We start from the raw sequence: 25,929 nt of genomic DNA, 5'->3' as shown, positions 1-25,929 counted from the left end.
TAGATATGCTGGCTGTATTAGGCGGTAATAAAGCTGTAAAGCGGGCTCACCCCGAGCTGTTTAAGTGGCCGATCATAACGGATGAGGACGAAGCGGCGGCATTGGCGGTCATTCGCAGCGGAGCGATGTCCGGAACGGATATTACAAGACAATTTGAGCTGGAATTTGCCGAGTGGCTCGGAACAAGATATGCGCTTGGCTTTAATAACGGAACGAATTCTTTACTGGGGGCTATGTATGGCTGCAAAGTTGGTGTTGGCGACGAAATCATCTGTCCGAGTATTACGTATTGGGCTTCGGCTCTGCCTGCCTATGCGTTAGGGGCAACAGCCGTGTTCGCCGAAATTGACCCTGTAACGCTATGTCTTGATCCGCACGACATTGAGCACAGGATCACGGATCGGACCAAGGCAATCGTCGTCGTCCATTACTTGGGGCATCCGGCCGATATGGATCCGATCATGGAAATCGCCAAGAAACATAACATCAAGGTAATCGAGGATGTTTCCCATGCTCAGGGAGGCTACTACAAAGGCAGGAGAGTCGGGACCATCGGCGATGTCGGGGCGATGTCGCTTATGGCAGGCAAATCGTTTGCAATCGGCGAGGGCGGCATTTTCGTCACGAATGACCGGGAAATATATGAACGCGCTATTGCGCTTGGACATTACGAACGATTTAACGGAGAAATACAAACCGAGTATTTGAGACCGTATGCCGGACTTCCGTTCGGCGGCTATAAATTTCGCATGCACCAGGTCAGTTCCGCCATTGGGAGGGTGCAGCTCAAGCATTACGATCAGCGGATCGCCGAAATTGACAAGGCCATGAATTATTTCTGGGATCGACTGGAAGGAGTGCCAGGCCTCAGGGCGCATCGGCCAGCACGGGATTCCAACAGCACGATGGGAGGCTGGTATGCTGTTCACGGACATTACGTGCCGGAAGAGCTCGGCGGCTTGTCCGTTACCCGGTTCTGTGAGGCGGTCCGAGCAGAAGGCGCCGATACCGGGCCGGGCTGCAATCTTCCGCTGCACCTTCACCCGCTGCAGCATACAGTTGACGTATACGGTAACGGCAAGCCGACCGTTATCGCCAACGCGACGCGAGATAGCCGCCAGCCTGAAGGCAGTTTGCCCGTATCCGAAGGCATTGCGGCATGCGTGTATTCGATTCCGTGGTTTAAACATTATGAGCCGGAAATCATTGATACGTATATAGATGCCTTCCGAAAAGTGGCAATGAATTATCAAGATCTGCTGGACAGCGACACGGGAAATCCGGATTACATCGGCGGATGGAATTTCTTCAAACATAGTCCGGTAAAAAAATAAGTAGGGAGACGTCACTGGAACATGGATAAAATAATTCGCCGATATGAGCGTTATCATGCAGATGGTAATAGAGCATTGCTGTTCATTACCAATAACAACGACGAGCCGGCATCCGCCGTATTTGACATGGCTTTGCTCCCTGCGTTGAATCATTTCGGGTTCCCTTATCGAGTGGCAGATGTGAGGGAGGGATCCTTGGCCAGCCATCTGCAAGATGCCGCAGCAGTTATTCTTGCTCATGACGGCGTTGCTGCTTCGCTTACATCCGGTCAATGGGAAGAGATTGCCGCCACGGCGGCAATCGGAGCGGGAGTTGTAAGCTTCGACGGTAAATTGTGGCGGGCTGATGAGGCGATACAGCATTTTTTCGGCGGCAGTCTGATGCAGGAAGCGAATATTGACCGTATTCATATTCCCGATAACGCTCATTCTATTGTCGAAATGCAGCGTCCGGGCGTAGTGCATACACTGAAGAAACCGATTGGCGCATCCGTGCCGAAAGGCGCTGACGGAGTTGTTTCCTTAGCCGAAGATGATGCCGGACGTACACTGGTCGCGGCAATCCCGCGTACACCCGGCGATCCCGCAAGCACACGGCGTGTTGCATTATACTTTTCGCCGGTCATATGGATGAAGGAGTATTTCGGACATGTGGCAGGGCTGGACGATCTGCTATGGCGCAGTCTGATCTGGGTTGCCAGAAAGCCGTTTGCTACTATGATGATGCCGCCCTTTGCCGTATGCCGCATAGACGATGCAGTGGGGTCGTACGACTCCTTCGAATATGTGAACGTGCTTAACGAATATCAGTGGATTCCCAATATCGGTTTGTTCATCGACGATCTTGACGAGCCCGGGGCCAAGGCGATTAAGCACCTCCACGAACGCGGACTGGCAGAATTCAGTGCACATTCTTTCCATGAGCTTGGAGAGCCGTACCCCGATCAAATTTTCATTCAACACGACGGATCGGAGTATACGTTCGAACAACTAAAGGAGCATTTCGAGCGGTTGGATGTCTTTTATCGGGAAACAGGCATTACACCTTCCGAAACCGTCAATATTCATTATGATGAAATGGGCTTGAACAGTCTCCCTTTTCTGCTGAAGAGAAATCAGACGTATATGATGTCGCTTATCCCGTTCGGTGTTCATTGGTATGCAAACAGCTATTCCTGGGAACCGTATCCATATGGGCACCAAGGCTTTAACTACGGTCCGATGGATCCCGATCATCGGTTTTGGAATGCGATTGCCCATCATCTTGGAGACTACAAAACGCCCAATACGGGGATGGGGGTCGGGGAGTTCCTCGGAAAATGCACCATGTTCAATCAGGAGTGCGACGGCACTGATATTGCAAACGCAATCAAGCGAGGGGCTGATGCTGTTAAACGGGGCATATCCAGCGGGTTCTTCGGGACGCTGATGACGCATGAACAGCGTGTTGCAGCCGTGCAGCCGGATGATTGGCGTTCTATCATTGAAGGCATACATCGCGAATTGGCGGGATGGACGATATGGTACTGCAGTTATGATGAAATATCGAGGTATTGCAAGGATAAAGCGAGAACGAGAATTGTGAATGCGACTTACGACAACAACAACAAACAATTCACCTTGGAGCTTGAAGGATGCGCTGAACATGGGCTATATTATTATATTTATAGAGACGAAGCTGATAGCGTTTCAAGCGAGATTGTCCCTGTCACGCCATTCGAAAGAAGAACTTCTTGTTCCATCCCTTACAGCTAAGGGACTAACAGCAGAACATAAGAAAAGCAGCGGTAACCTATTCGCTGCTTTTTGAATTCATTGGAACGGAACTTCTTTTTTCGCTGTGAAAGGTACAATAACGATGATATACTGGTAGTGATTGGATAATCGTAAGGAGGGATCGTCCTGTTAAAGTGGCTGCGCAAAACAGAGAGTGGGCTCCTATCCCCAAAAAAGCTTTTTGTAAAGCTGTTGTGTTCTTACCTGACGATTTTATTAATTCCCGTCATCATCGGCAGTATGTTGTACCAACAGATGGAGTACAAGATGATCACAAACGTATATCGCTCCAATCTTGCGATGCTGGATCAGATTCGGCTGGTGGTAGACAATCGGATGCAGGAAGTTGAGAGGTTGACGCTGCAAATTGCGATGAATCCGAAGCTGCAAGTATTGCTGAGCAATGACGGAGAGGATAGCCTCGAATCGAGGGCCGCCTTTTACGATTTCATCCGCGACCTGGACCGTTCCCGCATGAACAATAGCTTCATCGATGATTTCTATGTCTATTTGAATAGCTCGCAAACCATTATTTCGCCAATTCGGAAGGCGCAGGCTTCCTTGTTTTTCGAGCATGTGCAGAATAGTCCGGATCCGGGGTATCCGGATATCATGATGAAATCACTATCCGAATATCATCGGCAGTTGTATTTACCCTCTCTTCCACTAGGCACAGGCAATGCACAGAAGAAAGTGCTGACATACATCCAGTCTCTGACGCTCGGGCAGAAATCGTCATTCAAAGGTTCGCTGGTCATTCAGATCGACGAGCAGCAGATTAAGGATTTAGCGAACCAACTCAATTGGGTTAGTCAGGGACACCTGTATATGATGGACCCGCAAGGGGAGCTCCTCATGACGACCTCGGACCGCCCGGAGAGCATCACTGAGCTTGTCGACAAAATGAATTCCTCTGCCGGATACCGTTCAGATGTCATTAACGGCGAACAATCGTTACTGTCTTACACGGTATCCGAGAATAACGGCTGGCAATATATTTCGGTCGTTCCGCGCTCCATCATCATGTCTGGAGTCGATGAAATCAAGACTCGTGCGATCATCCTTCTCGTCATTTGCCTGATGGCAGGGATGGTGGCCTGTTATTTGATGGCATACCGCAATTACAGCCCGATCCGCGACATGATTGAAGCGATTGTGAAAGGCAGTCGCCTTCCTGGCAGCAAAATCAATAATGAGATGGAGTTTATTAAAGACACCTTGATCGATTCGATGCATGAGGAAAAATATTTGCGTGACACCTTGTCTCGCCAGGAGCCGGTTATTCGGGCAAATTTCTTATCCAGACTGTTTCGCGGACAGGTGGATCAATCGACGATTACAGACGAGTCGCTCGGTTTTATGGGGGTTCATTTTCAATCCGAGGCGCTTGGCGTCATTCTTATCGATATCGAAAATGGCAGACGATTTGCCAAGGAAGGCTCGGAGCCGGAATGGGTCTTGATCCAATTTGTTGTCTCGAATATATGCAAAGAGCTTCTACGGAACGATGGGTATGTCGTGGAGTTGGACCGTCAGCGGCTGGCTGTGCTGATGAGTATTTCCAACAAAGATTATGCCGTATTGTCGGGTAGTGACCGTTTACGTTCATTTGCGGAGCAATTGAAAGAGATGTTGGATCGCAACCAAATTCAGACGACAATGGCTGTAAGCAGTGTTGGTTTCGGGCTATCACATACTGGAAGGGCGTATGCGGAAGCGCTCGCTGCACTTGACTACCGGATTACGAAGGGACAAGGTACGATCATTAGCTATGAAGAAATTGCCGGGATGGAACAAAGGATGTACCATTATCCGCTTGAAACGGAAAACCAAATAATCAATATGGCCAAAAGTGGTGATTTCACAGGCATCGAGAAGCAGCTTGAGCAAATCTACGAGATTAATTTTGTAAACTATGGAATTACGCCGGAAGTCAGCAAGTGTTTGTTCTTCGATATGACGGGAACTCTGCTCAAACTGCAAAATGTGTTTTCCGGTCTTGGCAAGATGAGGGCTTTAGAAGGCAATGATCCCGTGAAATCGGTGCTGGGCTGTACGACGGCAGGAGAAATGTTCGAGAAAACGAAAGAGTGGTATTCGCTGTTTTGCATAGCAGTAAATGAAGAGCGGCCCGATCATGGCGAGAAGCTGTTCAAGCGAATCAAAGACCATGTTGAAGCCCATTGTACGGACCCTAATTTTGGTTTGGCTGCAATGGCCGATGATCTTGGACTCACGCAGCAATATCTTTCCGTATTTTTCAAAAAATATTGCGATCAAAATTTGAAAGATTACATTTCGGTCGTGCGGATTCGTGTCGCCAAACAACTGTTAACCAGCTCGGATCTGACCGTAACCCAAGTTGCCAAAGCGATCGGGTATGCGAATGAGATCGGGCTTATACGATTGTTTAAAAAGTATGAGGGAATTACACCCGGGAAATACAGAGAAGTAGTTGGAGAAATAGGCGCAGAACTAGGATGAGTCATCAAATAGATAGTGTTTGCAATAAAAGGATAGCTTTCGGATCAAGAAACGGATAGCCTTTCGTACAAATGGAATGTAGACGCTTACAATCGTAGTGCTTTATTGTGAAATCAGTTCGACCTGCCATTCGTAAATCGATCTAATGTTAAAAGGGAGGAACATGTAAATGAACAATGGGATTCGAGAATCTAGAGGGAGAGGCAAGATCGTGGCGCTGCTGTTATGCATAACACTTATATCTGCACTTGCCGCAGGTTGTGGGAACGAGGACGACAAAGACAGCAAGGACAGCGCAGAATCAGATAAGTTGACAAGACCCGCCGCAACCGATACCTCAACAGAGACCCCCAAGAGCACACAGAACGAAACGAAGTATCCGGCATCTCTGACTTACTGGGTCCAGATGGATTCGGACGTTGCCGCATCGCTGAAAAATTTTGGAGAAGCAGGGATGTATCAGGAATTGGAGAAGATTACCGGAACGAAGGTGGAGTTCCAGCATCCAGCCGGCGAAGCAGCCGAGCAAATCAATCTGTTGCTTGCAACGAATAAGCTGCCGGACGTGATCTACTACACATGGAATTCCGTTGCGAAGGGACCGGATAATGCGATTAAGGACAAATCGATCATCCGCCTGAACGAATTGATTGAGTCGGATGCCCCGAATTTCAGTCAATACCTGAAGGATAACCCGGAGATCAAGAAGGAGATTACGACCGATGATGGCAATATTTATGTCATGCCGAAAATCGATTTGAACGATTGGACATTAGTGAATTCGGGCCCGATCATCCGGAAAGACTGGCTGGAAAAATTGGGATTGCCGCTTCCGGAGACGATCGACGATTGGTATAAGACGTTGAAAGCGTTTAAGGAGCAGGATCCGAACGGAAACGGCAAAGCAGATGAAATTCCGCTGCTGCCGGAATATATGAGTGCATGGGCTAGCGCATGGAACGTCGGGAATTATTTCTATCAAAAAGACGGGGTAGTGAAGTTCGGCCCGGTCGAACCGGAATTCAAACAATTTGTCACGACGATGGCGAAATGGTATCAAGAAGGATTGATCGATCAGGATTATGCGGCTACAGACACGAAGCTGCGCGATGCGAAAATGTCGACGAATACGCTGGGCGCTTTTGTCGGATATGTCGGGAGCGGCCTTGGCAAATATCTCGACCTTGTCAAGCCGACGAATCCTGACTTTGACTTGGCAGGTGCGCCATTCCCGGTTGCCAATGCGGGCGACACGAACCATTTTGGGATGAAGAGCAGTCCCTTTATCGGACAGGGTGCTGCGATTTCCGGCGCGAATAAAAATCCCGCGGAAACGATGAAGTGGCTTGATTTCGGATTCAGTCAACAAGGGCATATGCTGTACAATTTCGGAGTCGAAGGAAAAAGCTATGTCATGGAAAATGGCAAAGCGAAGTTTACCGATTTTATTATGAATAACCCGGATAAATTAACGAAAACGCAAGCGCTCGGGAATGTTACGCCCGGATACGGACCGTACAGCTACGATCAGGATGCGATGAGGCAGCTGTCGGACAGAGAGCAGCAGAACAAGGCCAGGGAAGAATGGGCCAAAGCGGACGGAACGTACGTTCTTCCAGCGATTACGCTTAAAGCGGAAGAGGATATGGAATTTGCCAACATCATGAACGACATCGATACGTTCTACGGCGAGAAGTTCAACAAATTTATCATGGGGACGGAACCGCTCGCAAACTTTGATAATTTTGTGGAAACGATCAAGGGCATGGGGATCGACAAGGCGATCCAAATTCAACAAGCGGCGCTCGACCGGTACAACAATCGGAAGTAAACCGTCGGTTCGTATCGGGGACGAGGCGTTTTCCCGATACGGCATTATTAATTTAGCAGGATGGAGGTTGTTATATGGCACAAACGGCACACCAAACCGAAGTCCCAGGTCCGATCGCCGATGTCCGGTTTAGCCGCAGGCTCGTCAAGGATTTCAAGCGCAATAAGTATGTGTATGTGATGCTGTTGCCTGTTGTAGTTTATTATCTTGTTTTCCATTATGGTCCGATGTACGGTATTCAGATTGCCTTCAAAGAGTATTCTCCAGGCAGGGGTATGTGGGGCAGTCCGTGGGTGGGCTTCCGGCACTTTGTAGATTTTTTCAATGGTTATTATTTCATGCGTGTGCTGCGCAATACAATTTTGCTAAGCGTGTACAGCCTGATTATTGGGTTTCCAAGCTCCATCATTTTGGCGCTGCTCCTCAACGAGGTGCGCAACCGTATTTTCAAACGGACGGTACAATCCATCACCTATTTGCCGCATTTTATCTCGATGGTCGTCGTTGTCGGGATGATGGTCGACTTCCTGTCGTCACGCGGCCTCATCAATCAAATTGTGGAGTGGTTCGGGGGAAGGCCAATTGGCTTTCTGACGGATCCGGCCTGGTTCCGTACTCTTTATATCGCTTCCGGCGTTTGGCAAGGCATAGGCTGGGGCTCCATTATTTATTTGGCCGCTATTGCCAATATCGACCCCACGCTTTATGAAGCTTCCCGTGTCGATGGAGCGAGCAGATTCAAACAGATGTGGCATATTACATTGCCGGGAATCATGCCGACCATCCTGATCCTGTTTATTCTGAATATGGGGAGCATATTAGCCGTTGATGTCGATAAAATACTGCTTCTTTATAATCCTCTCATATACGAAACATCCGACGTGATTGGAACATACGTTTACCGTAAGGGGATTTTACAAGCCAGCTATAGCTACAGTACGGCTGTGGGACTAATTAACGCCATTATCAACTTTGTTTTCCTCATTGTCACCAACCGGCTCAGCCGCCGGATGACAGACACAAAACTTTGGTAGGGCGGGGGGGAGAATAGAGTGATGAAACGAACTGCAGGGGAGCTCGCATTTGATGTAGTTAACGCAGTCTTACTCGTACTGTTATCCATTGCGACATTGTACCCAATGGTGTACGTCCTATTTTCTTCAATAAGCGATCCCGCGCAATTGCTTAAGCACCGGGGATTGCTTCTAACACCGCAGGGCCTAAGCCTGGATGCGTACAAGGCGGTTTTCCGAAATCCGAATATTATGGTCGGCTATATGAATACTTTGTTTTATGTCGGAGTTGGAACATCGCTTAATGTTCTGATGACGGCGTTCGCCGCGTACGGATTGTCGCGCAAGCAAGTGATGTGGAAAAATCCGATCATGTTCATGATCGTGTTTACGATGTTTTTTGGCGGAGGGTTAATCCCGTCATATTTGCTGGTGCAAAATCTCGGCATGATCGACACAAGATGGGCGCTGATCATTCCCGGTGCTGTGAGCGCCTATTACATCATCATTATGCGTACGTCCTTTCAGGGAATCCCGGAAAGTCTCGAGGAGTCGGCACGTATTGACGGAGCCAACGACTTCACCATTCTGTTCCGCGTCGTGCTGCCGCTGTCGTTGCCCGTCGTAGCGGTCATGGTCCTGTTCTATGGGGTGGGGCATTGGAACTCCTGGTTCGGAGCCCTCATCTATTTGCGCAATCGGGATTTGTTTCCGCTGCAGATGGTGCTCAGGGAAATCTTGATCCAGAACGATACGGAGAAAATGTTGACGAAAACCGCTACCGTTGAAAAAGCACAGGTGGGTGAAACGATCAAATATGCCACGATCATGGTGGCCACTCTTCCAATCTTGTTTCTATACCCATTCCTGCAAAAGTATTTCGTTAAAGGCGTGTTGATCGGCGCGATCAAGGAGTAGTTAATAGGGTGAATGACTACGATATTAAAGGGGAATAGCGGTATGCATCCATCACAAAGCAACAGATTGATTAAAGGAGTCGCCTATCACGGAAATCGCATATTAAGGCATGTCGAATCCGATATGCGGGATATTATCGCGCATCATTTCAACCTTGTCGTGCACATGTTCTCGCACACGGACTGGGATCGGCATCACAGCATCATGAAGGAAATTGTAGCGATTACGGAAGGGCATGGGCTCGATGTTTGGATCGATAATTGGGGAATCAGCGGACCGCCCGGGGACAAGTCGCATTTTCTGGCCTATTATCCGGACAGTCATCAAGTGTATTCGGACGGGACAGTCGATCCCGTGCGCGCCTGCTTGAATAGCTCCGATTTCCGTAAATTCACGCGGGAATGGATCGATGCCGTGAAGGAGATCGGCGGCAAGAGCATCATGTGGGATGAGCCTCATCTGCCGGCGAAGTCGATGGAGCAAGGCAAGCCGGGCATATGGTCATGCTGTTGCAATCGATGCAAGCTGCTGTTCCGCGAGAAATACGGCAAAGAGATGCCCGTGCAGTTTACACCGGAGGTGGAAGCGTTTCGGGTTAATACCGTCGTCGACTATTTCCGCGATGTGACCAAGTACAGTAAAGACCGGCAGTGTGCGAACATCGTATGCGTCATGCTCGGGAAGGAATATGGTATTAATTTGGCGACAATCGAAGCGATCGCGGGACTTCGGACACTCGACAATATCGGTTCCGATCCGTATTGGATTGGCGGAGAGCAGCTCGAGCCTTATGAGTTTGTCTACAAATCCGCACAGCACAATTTACGGATCTCCAAGCAATTCGGCAAGGATCATAATATATGGATTCAGGGCTTCAATGTTCCCGCCGGCAGGGAAGAAGAAATCGTGTTGGCAACGGACGCCGCATATGACGCCGGTGCGAGAACGATACTCGTCTGGAGTTATCGGGGCGCGGAATCGAACGACTACCGCGCGGCGAATACGGATATGACATGGCAAGCTATCGGCGAAGCGATGTACAGAATTACGGAAAGACACAGAGAGGAACAGCGGTTGCAGCGCAGGAGCGCGATGGAGAACACCAATGGATAAAGTGTGGAAAATGGGGCTTGTCGGACTGGGCGGTTCCCATCGCTCGGCTGCCTATATGCATCACCCGCAAATTTCGGTGACCGCGATTTGCGATCCGGATTCCGACACGCTTGGCAAGACCGGTGATGAGCTCGGGATATCAGATTGTGCGCGGTACGACAATTATGCGGATTTTCTCAATGCGGATATCGATTTCGTCATGATCGGCTCCCCGGTGCCGTATCACGCTGAACAGACGCTCGCTGCGCTGGAAGCGGGCAAGCATGTATTATGCGAGGTTACCGCTGCTTCCAGTGTCGAGGATTGCTTTCGCATTGCAGATGCAGTGGAACGGTCAGGACTTACCTATATGATGGCGGAGAATACGGTATACTTCCATTTCCTTCAGGAATGGAAGCGGATGATGCGGGAGGGCCGGTTAGGGACGGTTTTCTACGCGGAATGCGAGTACGTGCACGAAATCAGAGACAGAATTATGAACCCGGCAACAGGCGCCGTTTATTGGCGCAACGAGCGTCCGCCGCTGCATTACTGCTCACATTCGCTCGGTCCCATTCTCGAAATGATTGATGATCGCATCGTGCGGGCAACCGGCTCGGGAAAATCGCAAACGATTGTTCCGCATGGCGGACCAGGCTGTATCGATATGCAGGTTGCTTTATTCGAAACGGCTAAGGGGGTGACGATTAAGCTGCTCCGTAGTTCAGTTGCGGCAAGACTTCCGGCAATCGGGCATTATTCGCTGTATGGCTCGAAAGGACAGTTGGAAAACGGCCGGTTGGGCTATGATAGCGACGGTTGGATGTATGTGGAGGGCGAGCCCGAATGCGAGAAGGGAGCCATACCTCTTCCTTGTCCGATCATCGATCCGACTGCGCCGGAGGAAGCGACGAAAGGCGGACATGGTACATCGGAATATTACTTGATTCGCGATTTTATCGATGCGCTGGACCGTTCGGTTGCTCCTCCTATCGATGTTTATCGGGCGATGGAATACACCCTGCCCGGTCTTATTGCGCAAGAAGCGGTGGAGAAAGGAGGCGTATGGCTGGATGTGCCGCAGGTAAGGTGACACACTGGTGATGGAATCATGTATCAAGCACAAAGTTCGGATTTTATGAAGTCTAACCAATGCTAAATGGAGGGATTATGATATGCATATCAAACAAAGGCGGCTGGTAGTTCCGATTCTGTTATTTGCATTATTCCTGACCTTACTTCCGATCAGTCCGACTCATGCAGAAGATTCCGCTGCACCTGAACCAACCGTCCTCTTCGAAGACGATGCAAGCAGTTTATCCGCCGCCGGCTGGTCCGTCGACGATCCCGATGATGGCGCATATATTACGGATCATGCCAACACAACCGGCAATCCGAATCAAGCGGCCATGAAGCCGGTGCCGGAGGGCCAGTACTTGCTTTACGGCGACGAGGTCGGCTCCATTAACGACAGATATAAAGGAATGACCAAGGAATTGTCGATCGGCAGCGGGCCGTGGGCGCTTGAATTCGACGCCAGGATCGACGATCTGGCCGAAATCGAGCAAATTCCCGGTGTCACGATCTGGCGCGGGCTAAGCTTCGAGGTGATAGCCGCCTTTCAACAATATAAAATCAGCTTTCAGAAAGATAAAATCATGGTGATGACAAATGCCAGTTCCGGATCTTATCTTGAAGCGCCGATTCCCCCGATTGCCAACGATGAGTTTCATCATTGGGGAATCGCATACGATGGTTCCGGCAAGCTGCTTGTTGTGCTGGACGGGTTGAAAGTAGCCGCTTTCCCTGGAATATCCGTAGCAAGACCGGATCTCCCCGATTCGATTAACATAATGGACATCCCGTTAGACTGGAAATCGGGTACGATTGAAGTATATTTGGATCGAATCAAGCTAACGAATGGGGCGCTTCCGGAATGGGCGCAGTACGATCCGCATATCGGGGGTTTATCAATTCTGCCTGTTTCAAGCTCAGCAGGGGTCAACCTGGCTGTGCAGCTTGCCCAAATGCCTCCCGGATGGATCGGAGCGGGTAACGTCAGCGTGAGTGCCAAGCTGTATCAGGGGCAGGAACTGGTTGCAGAAACGTCCGCCTTGGCGAACAGCACGGGCTTGGAGCTGCAGTTGGATGCGCAAGGAAGAACTGGCATGCTAAAGACGGTCGTTACGCTCCTGTACGGGAACCGGCAAATTGATGAGGTTGACCGCGGTATGTTCATCGATTCTACCGTTACCCGCATTGCTGCGGACGACAGGGTCGATTCGCAGCCTAATCAAACGTTCCTGTTTACGGATGTCGCCAGCATGACCAACGGTAATAAAGGCAGCAAGAAAAAAAATGCGGCAGAGTCCGGGTGGCAAACGGCTTCGTATCGATTTAGAGGAACGACCGGCGATTCGATTGCCATTGAAAACGGACCTAACGCTCAAGCGCTGACATTGCCTCTCAAACTAAAAGGCTGGTTCGCAATTTATGTCGGATATGTCACCGGTACGGAATCGTTTAAAGCGTCCGTACATAAAGATGAGAAGACGATCGACTTTGAAGGGGGACAAATTGTACCCGGCCATGAGTACGGTTCGCAACTGCTCGGCGAGCGATTCGTCATGGCGGCGAAGATGAACGGCAAAGAGTTGGTCATTGCTCCGGTGGCCGGTAAAAAAGCCAGAATTGCTTATGTGAAGCTGAAGAGCCTGACGAATGATGCCGTTAATCTGTACGTATCGCCGAATGAAGGCACAAACGGCAAACGCGTCATCTACAATAATGACGGCTACAGCGACTTCTATGAGGGCTACTACCCGAATGCGGAAGCGTTGAAGCTAAGCGCGGTTAACCGGTATGAAGGGAAAGATGTGGGACAAATCGATTGGGGGCTGTTAACGACGTTCACGCTGAATCATGCGAGCCAGTATGCCGGCATTCCCTTCGACGGTTCGGAGCAATACGAAGCCCAGATGCGTGACGGCGACAAGGTAGCCAGGCAATCGATCCTCGACATCAATGCTGCAGGCAAATCGCCCTTGCAGATCGTTGCCGAACGGGCTGGAGAGCTTGGAATGAAGGTAAACGCCAGTTTTCGGATGAATGCGGTTTACGACCCGCAGAGCGACGGATATTTGAACGGTAAAGTATATGATGAACAGATGCAGCCGTATAGAGTAGTTGACAAAGATGGAGACGTAAAATTCGAGGTCGATTACGGCTACCAGATTGTGCGCGATTATGTGAAGAACGTGCTGGTAGAAGCGTCTTCATTCCCGGGCGTGGATGGGGTGAATCTGGACTTCAACCGATATCCGTATACTTTCGGTTACCAGTCGGAGTTGACGGAAGCTTATAAGATGCAATACGGCATAGAACCGAAGGATGAAACGTCGGAAGCGGGAAACGCGCGCTGGAATCAGTACAAGGCAGACGCGATTACGCAGCTGTTGCGCGAGCTCAGAACGGCTATTCCAAGCGGCAAGCAAATATCGGTTCGTTTTCCGCACCAGGGCTATCTGGAATACGGCTTCGATATTCAGCAATGGGTCAGTGAACGGCTGGTTGATGTCCTTATTCCTGCCAGCATCAGTTATGAGGATTTTTATGACATCGCTCCTTTTGTAAATCTCGTCCGAAATACGGGCATCCGTCTTTACGCAGGCATTAACGCGGACTTGGCCGGCAGTGACTTGACGAAGGAAGAGGAAGACCTGATCAAGCAAGGCATCTCGCTGAATAAAGTATCTCAATACTTGAACGCTCTGCAGTACCGTGTCAGGACGTATGAACTGTATCAAGCGGGTGCGGACGGCATATACATTTTCAACAACTGGAAAGGGAATGGAAGCTTAGGGAATCTTGGCGATAAGGTCGAGCTTGATAAATGGCACTACTTCGGCTACCCGGCCGACCTGGTTCAAAGTTCCATCGAGATTCAAAGTACTCCGTAACAAGCTTAGAGGCATTCCATAATGAAGTTCAACGCATGAAGGAGTTTTCTCCCCATGCGTTGGCTTTTTCTATAGCGATACAGTTCGGTAATAAAGGAGAACATTCATGATTTCCATTCATCAGAGCAGTTGCAAGGTGGAACAAGAGTCGTTCCTTTCTCCATTCGGATTTAAGGGAGGAATTTTGACGGAAGCGTGGCAAACGATCGTTCGATTGGAAAGCGGGAGCGGGAAATATGGCGTCGGACTGGGCGTCCAGAGTGTGTTGTGGTCCGATCCGCAAATTTTTATCCGTTACGGTGAAGCTGAGGGCAATCGACTGATGCTGCAATTAACCCGTTTCGCTTTGCAGGAAGCCGAGAAAATGACCTTCGATACGCCTTTCGAATTGCTGGATACACTGCTGCCCGCCGTTTACGAGTATGGCAAGGAGCTTAGCGGGTATGCTGCGCTGCGTCAGACATTCGCCCTCAATGCGCTCGTTCCTGTCGATCATGCAGCTTGGTTGCTGTATGCGAGGGAAAATAACTGCACGGATTATATCGGAATGATCCCGCCCGCTTACCGGCGTGCATTGCCGAACCGTCAGCGGAATTTGGCTGCAGTCCCTTTGATCTCATACGGAACCAAGGAGGAAGAGATTGAATCCATTTTGAATCATGGAAGCTTTGTATTGAAAATCAAGCTCGGCGCCGATCCCGAACTGGACGGGGACTTGAGTAAAATGCTGGAATGGGATAAGCAACGACTGTCCTCCATTCATCGTATTGCGGCGGAACGCGATTGCAAGCATACGGACAATGGACGCATCGCCTATTATTTGGATGCAAACGGTCGATATGACAGCAAGGATCGGGTTATGCGTCTGCTCGATCATGCGGACAGAATAGGGGCATTGGATCGCATCCTGTTGTTCGAAGAGCCTTTTGCAGAGCAGAACAAAATCAATGTGGCGGACATACCTGTTACGTTTGCCGCGGATGAGAGCGTGCATGATCAGGATGATGCATGGGAATGCATCCAGCTCGGATACCGGGCGATGGCGCTGAAGCCGATCGCCAAGACGTTGAGCATGAGTCTGAAGGTGGCTGAGATCGCCAGAACGCATGGGGTAGCCTGCTTCTGTGCCGATCTGACAGTAAATCCATATATGGTGGATTGGAACAAAAATGTTGCGGCACATCTCGATCCGTTGCAAGGAATGAAAATCGGCTTGATTGAATCGAACGGTGCACAAAATTACCGCAACTGGTCAACGATGATGTCTTATCACCCCGTAGCGGGAGCGACCTGGACAGAGGAAAACAAGGGACTGTTCTGTCTGGATGATTCGTTCTACGAGCGCAGCGGCGGCATCTATGAAGCGAGCTCACATTATGAATCGAATCTGTAGGAGGGACGGCGATGTTGGAAGCAGGCTTCGGTTCGGCGGATATGACTCCTCGACTGGGGATGCAAACCTCACTATCGGTAAGTCTGAAAATAACAGCGATCGTGACACCGCTTCAGGTAAAAGTATGTTTGATCCGTTGCAGGTCGATCATGACTGCGATTGTATCGGTAGACACGACATCGCTGTATAGCTGCGTAATCGACGACATGCGCAGGGTCGTCTCCAAAGCGACAGGGGTGACGGTGAACCGCATCGTGTTGAACTCGACCCATACCCATTCGTCGCCGTTTCTCCACCGCTCGGCACAGGATTACTTGGACCGGCGAGGATTGCGGTTCCTGAACCGCGACTACTATGAACAAGTGCTGCAAAGTGTAGAACGAGCGGCGATTGAGGCATTCCGGCGTCTGAAGGCGGTGAAAGTCAAATGCTCGACAGGACAAGTCAGCGAAGTAGCATGCAATCGCAGAGTACCTCTCGAAGACGGAACGATCGGCGTCCGATACGGCCGTGGAGTCTCCGCCAAACTACGCGCGTATCCGGACGGACTGATTGATCCGGATGTGTCGTGCGCCTGGTTTATTGACGGGGAAAATCATGTAATTGGCAGCATGATCAATTATGCCTGTCATGCGACTTCTTACAATCAATTATCGGAAATATGCTGGGATTTCCCGGGATTCGCCGCACAAGCGGTGGAGCGCGAGTTGGGCGGCATATGTATGTTCTTGCAGGGCTGCGCAGGCAATATAAGCCCAGGCAAGTACACGGTCGGCGAGCCGCTTGCGGATTGTATGAACATGGGCTCCAGAGTCGCTGAGGCGGCAAGCGGCAGTTATTCGTCAGCACAGGATATAAATGCGGACGAACTGTTTGTAGATAGCGGGCTTGTCGCAACCGGTTTGCGCATTATGCGCGGCGAAGAAGAACTGAAGCTGATGCTCGATGCGGAGATTGCGGGATTTCGCGCGGCGCATTCATCCAATCCCGACTTATGTACAGGTGAGTACAACAGCGCGAATATATTGAGTCTGGCGGAGCGGCTCGTTCTTCTCGACCGGTATCCCGATCTGCAGATGGCTTCCGAAATAACTGTGATCAAGCTCGGCAAGCTTGTGCTTGTGTTCATGCCGGGGGAGCTGTTTATTCAGAGCGCCCTTAGGCTGAAGAACGAATTTCCGCACTTTAAGCTGATGATAATGGCATATGCCGACGTCTCGCTCGAATATGTGCCGTGCATCGAAGCGTATGCTGAGAAGGGCGGATACGAAACGTGCGAGGAATGGTGTTTCTCCATTCCGGGAAATGCGGAGAAGCTTGAGTCGAGAGCGGCGGCGATGATACGTCATGCAACAGAAATGTCTGGGTGAAACTTTAACGGCGAGGTGGGGAGCTTGCTCTATGCTTGCTCCCCGGCAGTCCGCTTCGTCAATCGGAACAAAAGAAAAAGGAGTGAATAGCAGATGGATGAGTATAAACTGGCCATTCACGGCGGAGAAAAAATAAAAACGACGCCGTACAGCACCGGCAAACGGTTCGGCGCCGAAGAAATGGCGCAGCTGGCGGAAGCGCTGGAGCAGAACACGTTATTTTATCATTACGGCAGCAAGGTGAAGCAATTTTTACAGCATTTCAATGACTTGTACGGGGTTCGGCACAGCGTGGCCACATCCTCGGGAACGGCCGCTATTCATGTTGCGCTCGGGGCTTGCGGCATAACTGTAGGGGATGAAGTGATCACAAGTCCCATTACCGATCAAGGGTCTATAATTGGTATTTTGTACCAGAACGCGATCCCCGTGTTCGCCGATCTTGACCCGTACACGTACAATATGGATCCGCAATCGATCGAGGCGTGCATTACCTCCCGCACGAAAGCGATCGTGGCCGTCCATCTCGCCGGTAATCCGTGCGACATGGACCCGATTATGGACATTGCCCGCCGGCATGGGCTGCGGGTCATTGAGGATTGCGCACAAAGCTACATGACCTGGTACAAAGGGCGTTTGGCGGGAACGATCGGGGATTACGGCTGCTTCAGCACGAATGACTTTAAGCACATATCGACTGGAGACGGCGGCATCGTGACGGTCAACAGCGGGGATGAGGCCGATTATTACCGGACGCATGCGTTCGCCGACAAAAACTACCAACGCTTTGGGGCGAATGTCGTACGTGACTTGACCTATCTTGCCCCGAACTACAGGATGACGGAGCTGCAGGGAGCGGTAGGCATCGCCCAATTGCAGAAGCTGCCGCAGATTTGCCGGCAGCGACATGATCACGGCGAGCGGATAACGGAGGGCATCCGCGATGTGCCGGGCATACTCCCGCACCGGATAACGGACGGAGGATGGAGTTCTTACTGGTTCTACATGCTGCGGGTGGACGAAGCAGTATTAAACTGCTCGCGCAGCGAATTTGCCCAGGCGCTCACCGCTGAAGGCATCGCGAGCAATGCCGGTTATATCCCGCAGCCAGTGTATATGCATCCTTTGTTCCAGCGGCAGCAGGCTTACATTGGCAGCCGGTTTCCGTTTGAGCTGTCCAACGCCGATTACGCGGAAGGGCTGTGCCCGACAGCGGAACGTATCTTGCAGACGGCGATTACGGTCCCGGTGAACGAGTTTTTCAGTGAAAGAGATATCGACGACGTCATTCGCGGCATACGTAAAGTGGCGCTACATTATGCCGGGAAAGGGAATGAGCGGTCTTGATCGATGACGGTCACAACGTCGACGTGATGATAACGAGGGACGAAGTAAACAAGGATACCGTCTATGAACTGGCACTTCCCTGGAGCGAGCTGAATCCGCTCAATCAGGGCACTCCTCAGTTCATCATTTCCTTCCTGATCAATGACAACGATGGGGCGGGACGCAAAGGCTGGTCGAGTGGGGAGCGGGCATCGGCGGAAACAAAGACCCGAAGGCGTTCCAAGCCGTCTTATTGGCCAAAGCGGAAGAGTGATGACCATCCTTCACCGACGGATTCGCAGGTAGATACGATGATGTTGCATCAAGGAAAGGTATAGCAAGCGATGTAGATTTGAGACTTCTTGAGTGTGTTGATGCAGGATCGGGTTCATTAATCAGCTGAGCAATTGATAATGCAGCATGCGTACGGGGGTTCGAGCTGCTCCATTATCGCTGTGAATAACGATGAATACAAGATTTTACTTCTATTATTTTGGTATACCGGAGAGGACAGGACCATGATGAATATTGCACGGGTCGGCGTTTTGCTGGACCGCAATGAAGCGCAGCGCCGTTGGTCTTACGGTTTGAATGTATTCGGCTTCTATATTTCGGAGGTGCTCTCACATGCGGGAATTCCGTTCGAGCGGATTGACGATCTTCACGAGGTAGTAAACGGGTCGTTTGATATTGTGGTGGTTGGATCAGTAAGGGACGACGAAGCTTCAACGTCCGTTTTGTGGAAATATGCGGAGCAAGGAGGCGTGCTTATTTCGTTTGCCGGATTGAATGCGCTCGCTTCCAAGCTTGGCTGTCAATGGAGTGGATGGGCGGAAGCCGGCTATGCTTCATTCGGTGCCTATTACGATAAAGCGGAATCTATCCGCTTCTTATCCGCCTCACCGTGGCAGCCTTCTGCCGGGAATGGACGATTGCTGGAGGAAGTTGGCGAGCTGGCGAAAGATCAGCCTCGCGGAGCTTGGCTTGGCGCGGCCCTGCAGCGCTTTCGGATCGGTGAAGGTTTATTTGACCGCTGGGCTGTGGATATTCCCGCAACGATTGTTGGTTTGCAGCAGGGTACAGAGCCGGTATTGGAGGATGGCATTCCTGCGCCTGACGGATCTGCGAAGATCAACGAAAACATATTAAAAGCGGATGACCGAATAGAAATGGACTGGACGCATGATCGCCGATCCACCGAAACCGGCCAAACCTATTTCGCCTATCCTTATGCCGACTACTGGCGGGAGCTGTTTATCGGACGACTGCTGCGGACGGCGGTTGGGCTCGGCTTGACACTGCCTTTCGTCGGCTACTGGCCGGACGGAATCGAACATGTGGCGACTATTTCGCACGACAGCGACGGGAACGTGGAAGAGGACGCCATTGCGACTCTGGAAATTCTGGAGGAAAACAGCCTGCAGTCCACCTGGTGCATGATCGAGCCCGGATACAGCGCTACTGTCTATGAACAAATTAAGCAGGCCGGGCACGAATTGGCGTTTCATTACAACGGGTTGGATATGAAATGGGGACTGGACGAGTTCGACAGGCAGCTGTCGTTCTTGCAGAAAACGGCGGACCTGGACAAGGTCGTCTCCAACAAAAATCATTACACCCGCTTCGAGGGCTGGGGGGAACTGTTTGAGTGGTGCGAAGCACGGGGCATTCAGATCGATCAAACCCGCGGCCCTAGCAAAAAAGGGAATGTCGGATTCCTCTTCGGCACCTGCCACTGCTACTTTCCAATTGCTTGGTCAAATGATAACAACCGGATGTATAATGTGTTGGAAGTCGGCTTCCTGACCCAGGATCTGGATCTGACTTCGAACTGGGCGGATAGCAGTGTGATCGTGCCTTTTCTCGAAGGAATCAGCAAGATTGGGGGCATCGCCCATTTCCTCATCCACCAGGGGCATATCGGCACGAAGGCAACGGTCCGCAGTTCCTTCCGGCGAATTGCGGCTGAGGCGCGTGAACGCGGGTTTGTCTTTTGGACAAGCAGAATGATCAACGATTGGGAGCGGACGCGCCGGCAGTTGAAGGTAGTCGCTGTGACGGACAAGGGAGCGACAGTTGAAGCAGGTCTGCCGCTGCCCGCCAATGCGGTTATCTGGATTCCCGTACCGGAGAACTGCAAGTCATTAGGAGATGAGACTATCGAAATGCGCATGGGCGTCCGCTGCCTGAAGCAATGTATAACGACACATATATAAGGAACGGTGAAAAAGTAATGGAGTGAAAGTTTGCAGCTGCGGTTTTTGCCCATTTGCCGAAGATCCCAATCCTAACCGTTGGGGGCAACGTGATTGGTTCTCCCATATCCCGAAGCTGACTGCTGCGATTGATGAGGATTTCGTACCTTTTGAATGCCATGAAATTATGGCTTTGTCCTCACCAAGGCCGCTGCTGAACTGGTATGCCCAGAATGATGGCATATTCCCGAAATTGGCACTTTATATAATTGGTTAGGGTATGAAGAGTGTTATGTCTCTCTGCTTGGTAACAGCGGCCACGACTTTCCTGCGTATATACGTTCCTTGAGCTATCTGTTTATTGATCGTTTGTTGATGGAATAAAATAGTATATAATTGGGCGGAAACGTTACATCGAATATATTGAAGGAGATGAGCAAATGCAGCAACCATTAAAGCTCGGCATGATCGGTCTGGATACGTCACACGTTACCGCATTCGCAGCTATCCTGAACGATCCGGGCCACAGTCATCATGTTCCCGGCGGAAAAATTGCAGTCGCTTATCCCGGCGTGCCTTCGGCAGATTTCGCCTTGAGCTACGGCCGGGTTCAGCAGTACACTGATGAATTATCGGAGCACTATCAGGTTGCGATCGTCGACTCAGCCGAAGCGGTAGCCGAGCAGTGTGATGCGGTCCTGCTGGAATCTGTCGATGGCAGGGTGCATCTGGAACTGTTTAAAGCCATTGCTCCTTATGGCAAACCCGTATTTATCGATAAGCCCTTTACGACCAGTGGTGCCGAAGCGAAAGAAATTTTCGATATCGCAGCCCGGTATCAAGTACCTGTCATGAGCTGTTCCTCGCTTCGATACTCCGAAGGATTAACCGAAAACCTGCTGTCGGCGCAGGATAGCACGATTATCGGTGCGGATTGCCATGGGCCAATGTCTCTGGAGCCAACGCAGCCGGGATTTTTCTGGTACGGCATTCATTCGGTGGAAATGCTCTATCGGATATTGGGAAGAGGCTGTCTATCGGTATCCGTCACGACGAATGACGATTATGATGTGATAACGGGAGTTTGGAAAGATGGCCGGATTGGAGTTGTACGCGGCAATCGTAAAGGTAATTATCAATTCGGAGCGCTAATTCACCGGGTGGAAGGAACAAGTTATGTAGATGCAAGCGCTGATGCCAAACCAGCCTACTCTGGAATGCTGGAACGGGTTATTCGGATGTTTCAGAGCGGGAAAGCGGATATAGATACCGAGGAAACACTGGAAATCATTCATTTCCTGGAGAGCGCCAATAATAGCCGGGTAAGCGGAACAACAGAGATACTTCCTTAATATAAGATTATAATAACCATTCGCAACATGGACCGGGTTAGTCAAATAAAAAGCAGCCTGCCCTCTGTAACTGAACTGAACATGGAGGACGGGCTGCTTTTATGTACATGAAGGCACAGAAAGACGTCTGAATCAAGGATGCCATCAAGCAGAAGGCCGTGGTCGTTACGCTATCCGTCGTCCAGGGGGATTAGCATTTAAAAATAGGACGGTAGGTTAAGATGGGATGCTTTGGGAGAAGGGCAAATGAAATGTCGATTGATATAAACAGCTTTCAACACATGAAGTTGGATAACCGCACCAAGGTTCTTGAATTGCTGCACCGCGGCAATATGTCACGGGCCGAGATTGCATGAAGGCCCAAACTAACCAAACTAACCAAACTAACTGTGACTAACATTATAAATGAATTGCTCGAGCAAGGACTAGTAGTAGAGGAAAGTGTGCAGACTCCCTTACAGGCGGGGCGGCCCGCTACGTTTCTTCGTTTGTAGGGGGAGCGGCTGTATTCGATCGGTGTGGAATTGACGAAAGGCTACATTCGGGGCGCATTCATTACCTACGGCGGCGATGTACTTGGAGAAGGACAATATGGGATTGATCAGTTGGAAAGGCGATAAGGTTAGAAAAGCCGATGTTACGGTGGCGAAAATTTTTTTGACCGATAAAGGATTCCAGTCATTAAATCGAATTGTAACGATGTATTTGGACTATGCAGAAGATCAAGCGGAACGTCAGTCCCCTATGTACATGAAGGACTGGACCCAGAAGCTGAACTCATTCCTGAAATTCAATGTGCGTGAGATTCTATCCAATGCAGGCAAGATTTCGCAAGAAGTTGAACTGGGTGCATACTGAAATGAACAAATTGAGTTCGAAGTCTTCCGATGCTCATTTAGCTATCCACACGAAAAATTGAACAAAAACATATCGTGGAGGCGTACATGCGCTAAATGGATTATCCTTTTCCGTAAAGACAAGAACCATTTTTGCACTGCTTGGCCCGAACGGTGCCGGCAAATCAACTGCAGTGAAAATCTTGACCACATTATCACGGTTGGATAGCGGGGAAGCCCAGGTGGCAGGTAGCGATATCGCTCGCAACCCGAATACGGTTCGCAGGGTGATCGGATGTGTCTCACAGCAGTCTGGTGTTTTACCCGATTCGACTGGTCGTGATAACCTTACCCTTCAAGGGCAACTGTATGGTTTGCGCGGTCGCCTCCTGAAAGATCGTGTACCGGAGCTCGATTCTACATGAGTTGCAGAAAAAAAGCCGCCAACAAACGGCGACTTCTTATACATACAGTTATTTAAAATATAGTATCCGGCACATAGTAAATTTTCTGTGTGTTCTTCTTGTTCTTGGGATCCGTCACAATGGTAAAATAGACTTTCCCGTTCTTGGTCTGAACTCCCTCGATTTCATGCTTTCCCACATTCGTAATTTTCACCAGGCTCTTGTACGCACCTGAGCTGGTCATCATGGCGATCTGAGGGGTTTGTCCTTCGGCACCCCCTGAAGTGTAAATTTTAGTGCTCCCTAGCATATCTGCACCCTGAAAAGATCCATTCGGTCTAATAATACGGCTGCCGGATTGTGTGAAGCTCGCTACGCTCGCTTTTACCGCGGCGGCACTGTCCATTCGAACCTGCTTTTTGCTGTCCAAAAGCTTGTTCAAGGCCGCTGTGCTGTATATGGACCAGGTGACGGTCTTTTCGTTTGTCTGTACACGGAAAAACGTGTATTTGCTGTTACCGCCGCCGTCTATCCTATAGGTGGTGCCTAATCTTTTGCCTGTCTTATTAGCGTAGTTCATATAGGTGAACCGATCAAGCTTCGTATAATCGACCTTTAAGCCGGCTTTATATTGAAGTCTTGCCACCTGGAGCGACCAGTACTGGTCTGTTGAAGGATCTGCTTTAGAACTGAAGTAGAAAAAATTTTTTCCTTTGTATGTGTACATATCAAGTGTTTGGCAATGGCCGGTATTGGTTACGGTCATTTGGTCTACGTACTTCGCGTCTTTCCCGTTTATGCGCAATCTGGAAAGATAGCATGTACCCTTAGACCGCTGTGTAACATAGATATACTTGTCTGCGATATATGCTTTTTGTACTGCCACATTGTGCTTGAGCCCTTTTAGGTTATATACGAGCTTTGCTGATGCGTTCACGGTTTTGCCAGGTGATGCTGCCGCCGCAGGCAGGACTGGCACGATGAATAAAAGAATGGCGAGAAATACAGATGTAAAAATCTTTAAGTTCCTTTCGCTAAGAGCAAAACGCTCCTGAAACATTATAATGCCTCCTTTGTACAATGACTGATCGGGGTGATCTGAAGCGGGAAAATGGCTGATTACAGTGGAACACAATCCTCCTTTCTCTTTGAGCAATTCGCTCGGTATGTCTTCGAAGACGTTCAGCCTCGGGATCCACTGGCACTGGCAGCTGTTCAATAATCTTAATAGATTGCGGGGCAGGGAGAAATACATGGAAGCTGCTGGATAATTTTGCACAGCACGGATTTTCCGGTGAGCAGATGGAATGGATTATTTTGACGCATGCGCATGCGGATCATTCCGGCGGGGCCGCAATGCTGCAGCGGCGATTTGATTCCAAGGTGGTTTGTTCGAAGCAGACGGCTCGCCTTGTGAGTGGCGGGGAGGAGGCGCTCAAGCTTGGCGAGGCGCGTGAGCAGGGAATTTATCCGGCGGACTATCATTATGAGCCATGCGAACCTTCACTTATGGTTGAAGATGGCGATATCCTGTGCTGCGGCGGCCTGGAGGTTCATTTTCTGGCTTCACCGGCCACAGCCATGATCATATCAGCGTTTATATTCCCCAGTTTGCAGCGCTGTTCTGCGGCGTTGCGCTATTCGACAACCGCTTGCGCTGGAAAATTACCGATCATCCGTCAGGGAAAGGCACGGTGTCAGCCACAGGGTTGACACCGTTTGCATTTGGCCGGTAGAATCTGGGTGAAATGCGTCTGAGGGAACGAGGGGATCGAATGCGGGAGGCATTATATATTAGAAGCTTTATCGGCGCCCACGATAGTAAATGGGAGGATGCGCAATATTACGAGCATAGCAGTCTGGAAATAACGCTAATCATGGAGGGAAGCGGTTATTTCCGCTGGGCGGATAAACAGGCGAGTGTAGAAATGGGACAAATCGTTCTTATCCCTTCTTTCCTTGCCCATTCGTTCCATGCATGCGCTCCGATTCGCTTCGGCGTGCTGCTCATCGACGGCCTTTCCGGCCAGGCGGCGCAATGGTTCCACCAGCTGCTTCCCGGGCCGCAGCAGCCTGGCATCATTACGTTGTCGCCGCTTGATCAGGAACAGTATGAGCTGCTGTTTCGCCAATGGCTGCGCACGGCTTCGACGCCATTGAAGGATCCGGAAGCAAGCCGACACGCATGGCTGCAGGTGCTGCTGCTTTTTATTTATGAGCATTCGCATGCGAGCAGGCAAGCATTGTCCGTTTCTCATATTGCGGACTATATCAGGCAGCATCTGCAGACCGGATTGCAAATTTCGGAGCTGGCCAAGCTGGCGGGATTATCGGAGGAAGGGCTGCGCAAGCGCTTTGTCAAAGTTTTCGGCATGACGCCGAAGCATTATCAAAAAATGTGCCGCCTGGCTGAGGCTAAGTGGCTGCTGGCCGCTTCCGACCGGGATATGCAGGCCATTGCTGAAGCGATCGGCTTCTCGCAGCTGCATTCCTTCTCGAGCTGGTTTAAGGAAGCGGAAGGCGTAGCTCCGACGGAATGGCGCAGGCAGCAGCGGCTGTATCACCAATAATCGGTTGAAAGTACGGTTTTGCGTAAATGCCGCCCGGTTTTCACTAACGACGAAAGCCCTTTTCTGCGTTAAGGTA

At 50.3% G+C, this 25,929-nt stretch carries 19 protein-coding genes and 1 pseudogene; 19 read left to right on the top strand and 1 reads right to left on the bottom strand.

The window, feature by feature from the left end; all coding sequences use genetic code 11:
- The first annotated feature begins 5 nt into the window (after positions 1-5).
- The 17 genes and pseudogenes from ACFQ0N_RS16630 to ACFQ0N_RS16550 all read left to right on the top strand — a co-directional run.
- Complete coding sequence (locus tag ACFQ0N_RS16630) at positions 6-1,334, top strand: DegT/DnrJ/EryC1/StrS family aminotransferase (protein WP_379328072.1); 1,329 nt, start codon at positions 6-8, stop codon at positions 1,332-1,334.
- A 21-nt stretch (positions 1,335-1,355) separates the two neighbouring features.
- Entirely contained in the window at positions 1,356-3,089 is a 1,734-nt protein-coding gene (locus tag ACFQ0N_RS16625; protein WP_379328070.1) for a hypothetical protein, read from the top strand.
- A gap of 288 nt (positions 3,090-3,377) precedes the next feature.
- Positions 3,378-5,594, top strand: coding sequence for a helix-turn-helix domain-containing protein (locus tag ACFQ0N_RS16620; protein ID WP_379328068.1), 2,217 nt, complete (start codon positions 3,378-3,380; stop codon positions 5,592-5,594).
- A gap of 169 nt (positions 5,595-5,763) precedes the next feature.
- Positions 5,764-7,425, top strand: coding sequence for a type 2 periplasmic-binding domain-containing protein (locus ACFQ0N_RS16615; protein ID WP_379328066.1), 1,662 nt, complete (start codon positions 5,764-5,766; stop codon positions 7,423-7,425).
- A 74-nt stretch (positions 7,426-7,499) separates the two neighbouring features.
- Positions 7,500-8,459 (top strand): ABC transporter permease, encoded by a 960-nt coding sequence (locus ACFQ0N_RS16610; RefSeq protein ID WP_379328064.1) that lies wholly within the window; start codon positions 7,500-7,502, stop codon positions 8,457-8,459.
- Positions 8,460-8,480: 21 nt separating this feature from the next.
- Entirely contained in the window at positions 8,481-9,356 is an 876-nt protein-coding gene (locus tag ACFQ0N_RS16605) for a carbohydrate ABC transporter permease (RefSeq protein ID WP_379328617.1), read from the top strand.
- A 42-nt stretch (positions 9,357-9,398) separates the two neighbouring features.
- Positions 9,399-10,469: a hypothetical protein gene (locus ACFQ0N_RS16600; protein ID WP_379328063.1), complete on the top strand. Its 1,071-nt coding sequence runs from the start codon at positions 9,399-9,401 to the stop codon at positions 10,467-10,469.
- Positions 10,462-11,541: a Gfo/Idh/MocA family protein gene (locus ACFQ0N_RS16595; RefSeq protein WP_379328061.1), complete on the top strand. Its 1,080-nt coding sequence runs from the start codon at positions 10,462-10,464 to the stop codon at positions 11,539-11,541. Before ACFQ0N_RS16600 ends, ACFQ0N_RS16595 begins: the two co-directional genes overlap by 8 nt.
- Positions 11,542-11,623: 82 nt before the next feature.
- The gene (locus tag ACFQ0N_RS16590; RefSeq protein ID WP_379328059.1) at positions 11,624-14,407 is read left to right on the top strand and encodes a family 10 glycosylhydrolase; all 2,784 of its coding nucleotides are present in this window, start codon (positions 11,624-11,626) and stop codon (positions 14,405-14,407) included.
- 106 nt (positions 14,408-14,513) lie between these two features.
- Complete coding sequence (locus tag ACFQ0N_RS16585; RefSeq protein ID WP_379328057.1) at positions 14,514-15,800, top strand: enolase C-terminal domain-like protein; 1,287 nt, start codon at positions 14,514-14,516, stop codon at positions 15,798-15,800.
- An 11-nt stretch (positions 15,801-15,811) separates the two neighbouring features.
- On the top strand, positions 15,812-17,170 hold the full coding sequence (locus ACFQ0N_RS16580; protein ID WP_379328055.1) for a hypothetical protein: 1,359 nt from the start codon (positions 15,812-15,814) through the stop codon (positions 17,168-17,170).
- Between the two features lie 93 nt (positions 17,171-17,263).
- On the top strand, positions 17,264-18,517 hold the full coding sequence (locus ACFQ0N_RS16575; protein ID WP_379328053.1) for a DegT/DnrJ/EryC1/StrS family aminotransferase: 1,254 nt from the start codon (positions 17,264-17,266) through the stop codon (positions 18,515-18,517).
- Positions 18,514-18,834 (top strand): DOMON domain-containing protein, encoded by a 321-nt coding sequence (locus tag ACFQ0N_RS16570; protein ID WP_379328051.1) that lies wholly within the window; start codon positions 18,514-18,516, stop codon positions 18,832-18,834. Before ACFQ0N_RS16575 ends, ACFQ0N_RS16570 begins: the two co-directional genes overlap by 4 nt.
- A 180-nt stretch (positions 18,835-19,014) precedes the next feature.
- Positions 19,015-20,712 carry a polysaccharide deacetylase family protein gene (locus ACFQ0N_RS16565; RefSeq protein WP_379328049.1) on the top strand — a complete coding sequence of 566 codons (1,698 nt, stop codon included), beginning with the start codon at positions 19,015-19,017 and terminating at the stop codon, positions 20,710-20,712.
- 419 nt (positions 20,713-21,131) lie between these two features.
- The gene (locus ACFQ0N_RS16560) at positions 21,132-22,043 is read left to right on the top strand and encodes a Gfo/Idh/MocA family protein (protein ID WP_379328047.1); all 912 of its coding nucleotides are present in this window, start codon (positions 21,132-21,134) and stop codon (positions 22,041-22,043) included.
- A gap of 591 nt (positions 22,044-22,634) precedes the next feature.
- Positions 22,635-22,901, top strand: coding sequence for a RhuM family protein (gene rhuM, locus ACFQ0N_RS16555; protein ID WP_379328045.1), 267 nt, complete (start codon positions 22,635-22,637; stop codon positions 22,899-22,901).
- A 103-nt stretch (positions 22,902-23,004) separates the two neighbouring features.
- Positions 23,005-23,304: pseudogene (locus ACFQ0N_RS16550) on the top strand (ATP-binding cassette domain-containing protein); the annotation flags it as partial.
- 52 nt (positions 23,305-23,356) lie between these two features.
- Here the strand turns inward: ACFQ0N_RS16550 and ACFQ0N_RS16545 are convergent.
- Entirely contained in the window at positions 23,357-24,343 is a 987-nt protein-coding gene (locus tag ACFQ0N_RS16545; protein WP_379328043.1) for a phage baseplate protein, read from the bottom strand.
- Positions 24,344-24,438: 95 nt separating this feature from the next.
- Here ACFQ0N_RS16545 and ACFQ0N_RS16540 point away from each other — a divergent pair, with 95 nt between their 5' ends.
- Positions 24,439-24,996 (top strand): MBL fold metallo-hydrolase, encoded by a 558-nt coding sequence (locus tag ACFQ0N_RS16540; RefSeq protein ID WP_379328615.1) that lies wholly within the window; start codon positions 24,439-24,441, stop codon positions 24,994-24,996.
- Between the two features lie 62 nt (positions 24,997-25,058).
- Entirely contained in the window at positions 25,059-25,853 is a 795-nt protein-coding gene (locus ACFQ0N_RS16535; protein ID WP_379328041.1) for a helix-turn-helix domain-containing protein, read from the top strand.
- Positions 25,854-25,929 lie beyond the last annotated feature (76 nt).

Source organism: Paenibacillus sp. GCM10027626 (genome assembly GCF_042676285.1).
GTDB lineage: Bacteria > Bacillota > Bacilli > Paenibacillales > Paenibacillaceae > Paenibacillus_Z.
This window is presented reverse-complemented; position numbering and strand designations above follow the sequence as displayed.

Excerpts from the sequence above, each read along its gene's own strand:
- ACFQ0N_RS16615 (WP_379328066.1), top strand. The coding sequence starts at position 5,764 with ATGAACAATGGGATTCGAGAATCTAGAGGGAGAGGCAAGATCGTGGCG.
- ACFQ0N_RS16605 (WP_379328617.1), top strand. The coding sequence starts at position 8,481 with ATGAAACGAACTGCAGGGGAGCTCGCATTTGATGTAGTTAACGCAGTC.
- ACFQ0N_RS16585 (WP_379328057.1), top strand. The coding sequence starts at position 14,514 with ATGATTTCCATTCATCAGAGCAGTTGCAAGGTGGAACAAGAGTCGTTC.
- ACFQ0N_RS16625 (WP_379328070.1), top strand. The coding sequence starts at position 1,356 with ATGGATAAAATAATTCGCCGATATGAGCGTTATCATGCAGATGGTAAT.
- rhuM (WP_379328045.1), top strand. The coding sequence starts at position 22,635 with ATGGGATTGATCAGTTGGAAAGGCGATAAGGTTAGAAAAGCCGATGTT.
- ACFQ0N_RS16590 (WP_379328059.1), top strand. The coding sequence starts at position 11,624 with ATGCATATCAAACAAAGGCGGCTGGTAGTTCCGATTCTGTTATTTGCA.
- ACFQ0N_RS16535 (WP_379328041.1), top strand. The coding sequence starts at position 25,059 with ATGCGGGAGGCATTATATATTAGAAGCTTTATCGGCGCCCACGATAGT.
- ACFQ0N_RS16575 (WP_379328053.1), top strand. The coding sequence starts at position 17,264 with ATGGATGAGTATAAACTGGCCATTCACGGCGGAGAAAAAATAAAAACG.
- ACFQ0N_RS16630 (WP_379328072.1), top strand. The coding sequence starts at position 6 with ATGCTGGCTGTATTAGGCGGTAATAAAGCTGTAAAGCGGGCTCACCCC.
- ACFQ0N_RS16545 (WP_379328043.1), bottom strand. The coding sequence starts at position 24,343 with ATGTTTCAGGAGCGTTTTGCTCTTAGCGAAAGGAACTTAAAGATTTTT.
- ACFQ0N_RS16565 (WP_379328049.1), top strand. The coding sequence starts at position 19,015 with ATGATGAATATTGCACGGGTCGGCGTTTTGCTGGACCGCAATGAAGCG.
- ACFQ0N_RS16600 (WP_379328063.1), top strand. The coding sequence starts at position 9,399 with ATGCATCCATCACAAAGCAACAGATTGATTAAAGGAGTCGCCTATCAC.
- ACFQ0N_RS16560 (WP_379328047.1), top strand. The coding sequence starts at position 21,132 with ATGCAGCAACCATTAAAGCTCGGCATGATCGGTCTGGATACGTCACAC.
- ACFQ0N_RS16610 (WP_379328064.1), top strand. The coding sequence starts at position 7,500 with ATGGCACAAACGGCACACCAAACCGAAGTCCCAGGTCCGATCGCCGAT.
- ACFQ0N_RS16620 (WP_379328068.1), top strand. The coding sequence starts at position 3,378 with ATGATCACAAACGTATATCGCTCCAATCTTGCGATGCTGGATCAGATT.
- ACFQ0N_RS16580 (WP_379328055.1), top strand. The coding sequence starts at position 15,812 with ATGTTGGAAGCAGGCTTCGGTTCGGCGGATATGACTCCTCGACTGGGG.
- ACFQ0N_RS16595 (WP_379328061.1), top strand. The coding sequence starts at position 10,462 with ATGGATAAAGTGTGGAAAATGGGGCTTGTCGGACTGGGCGGTTCCCAT.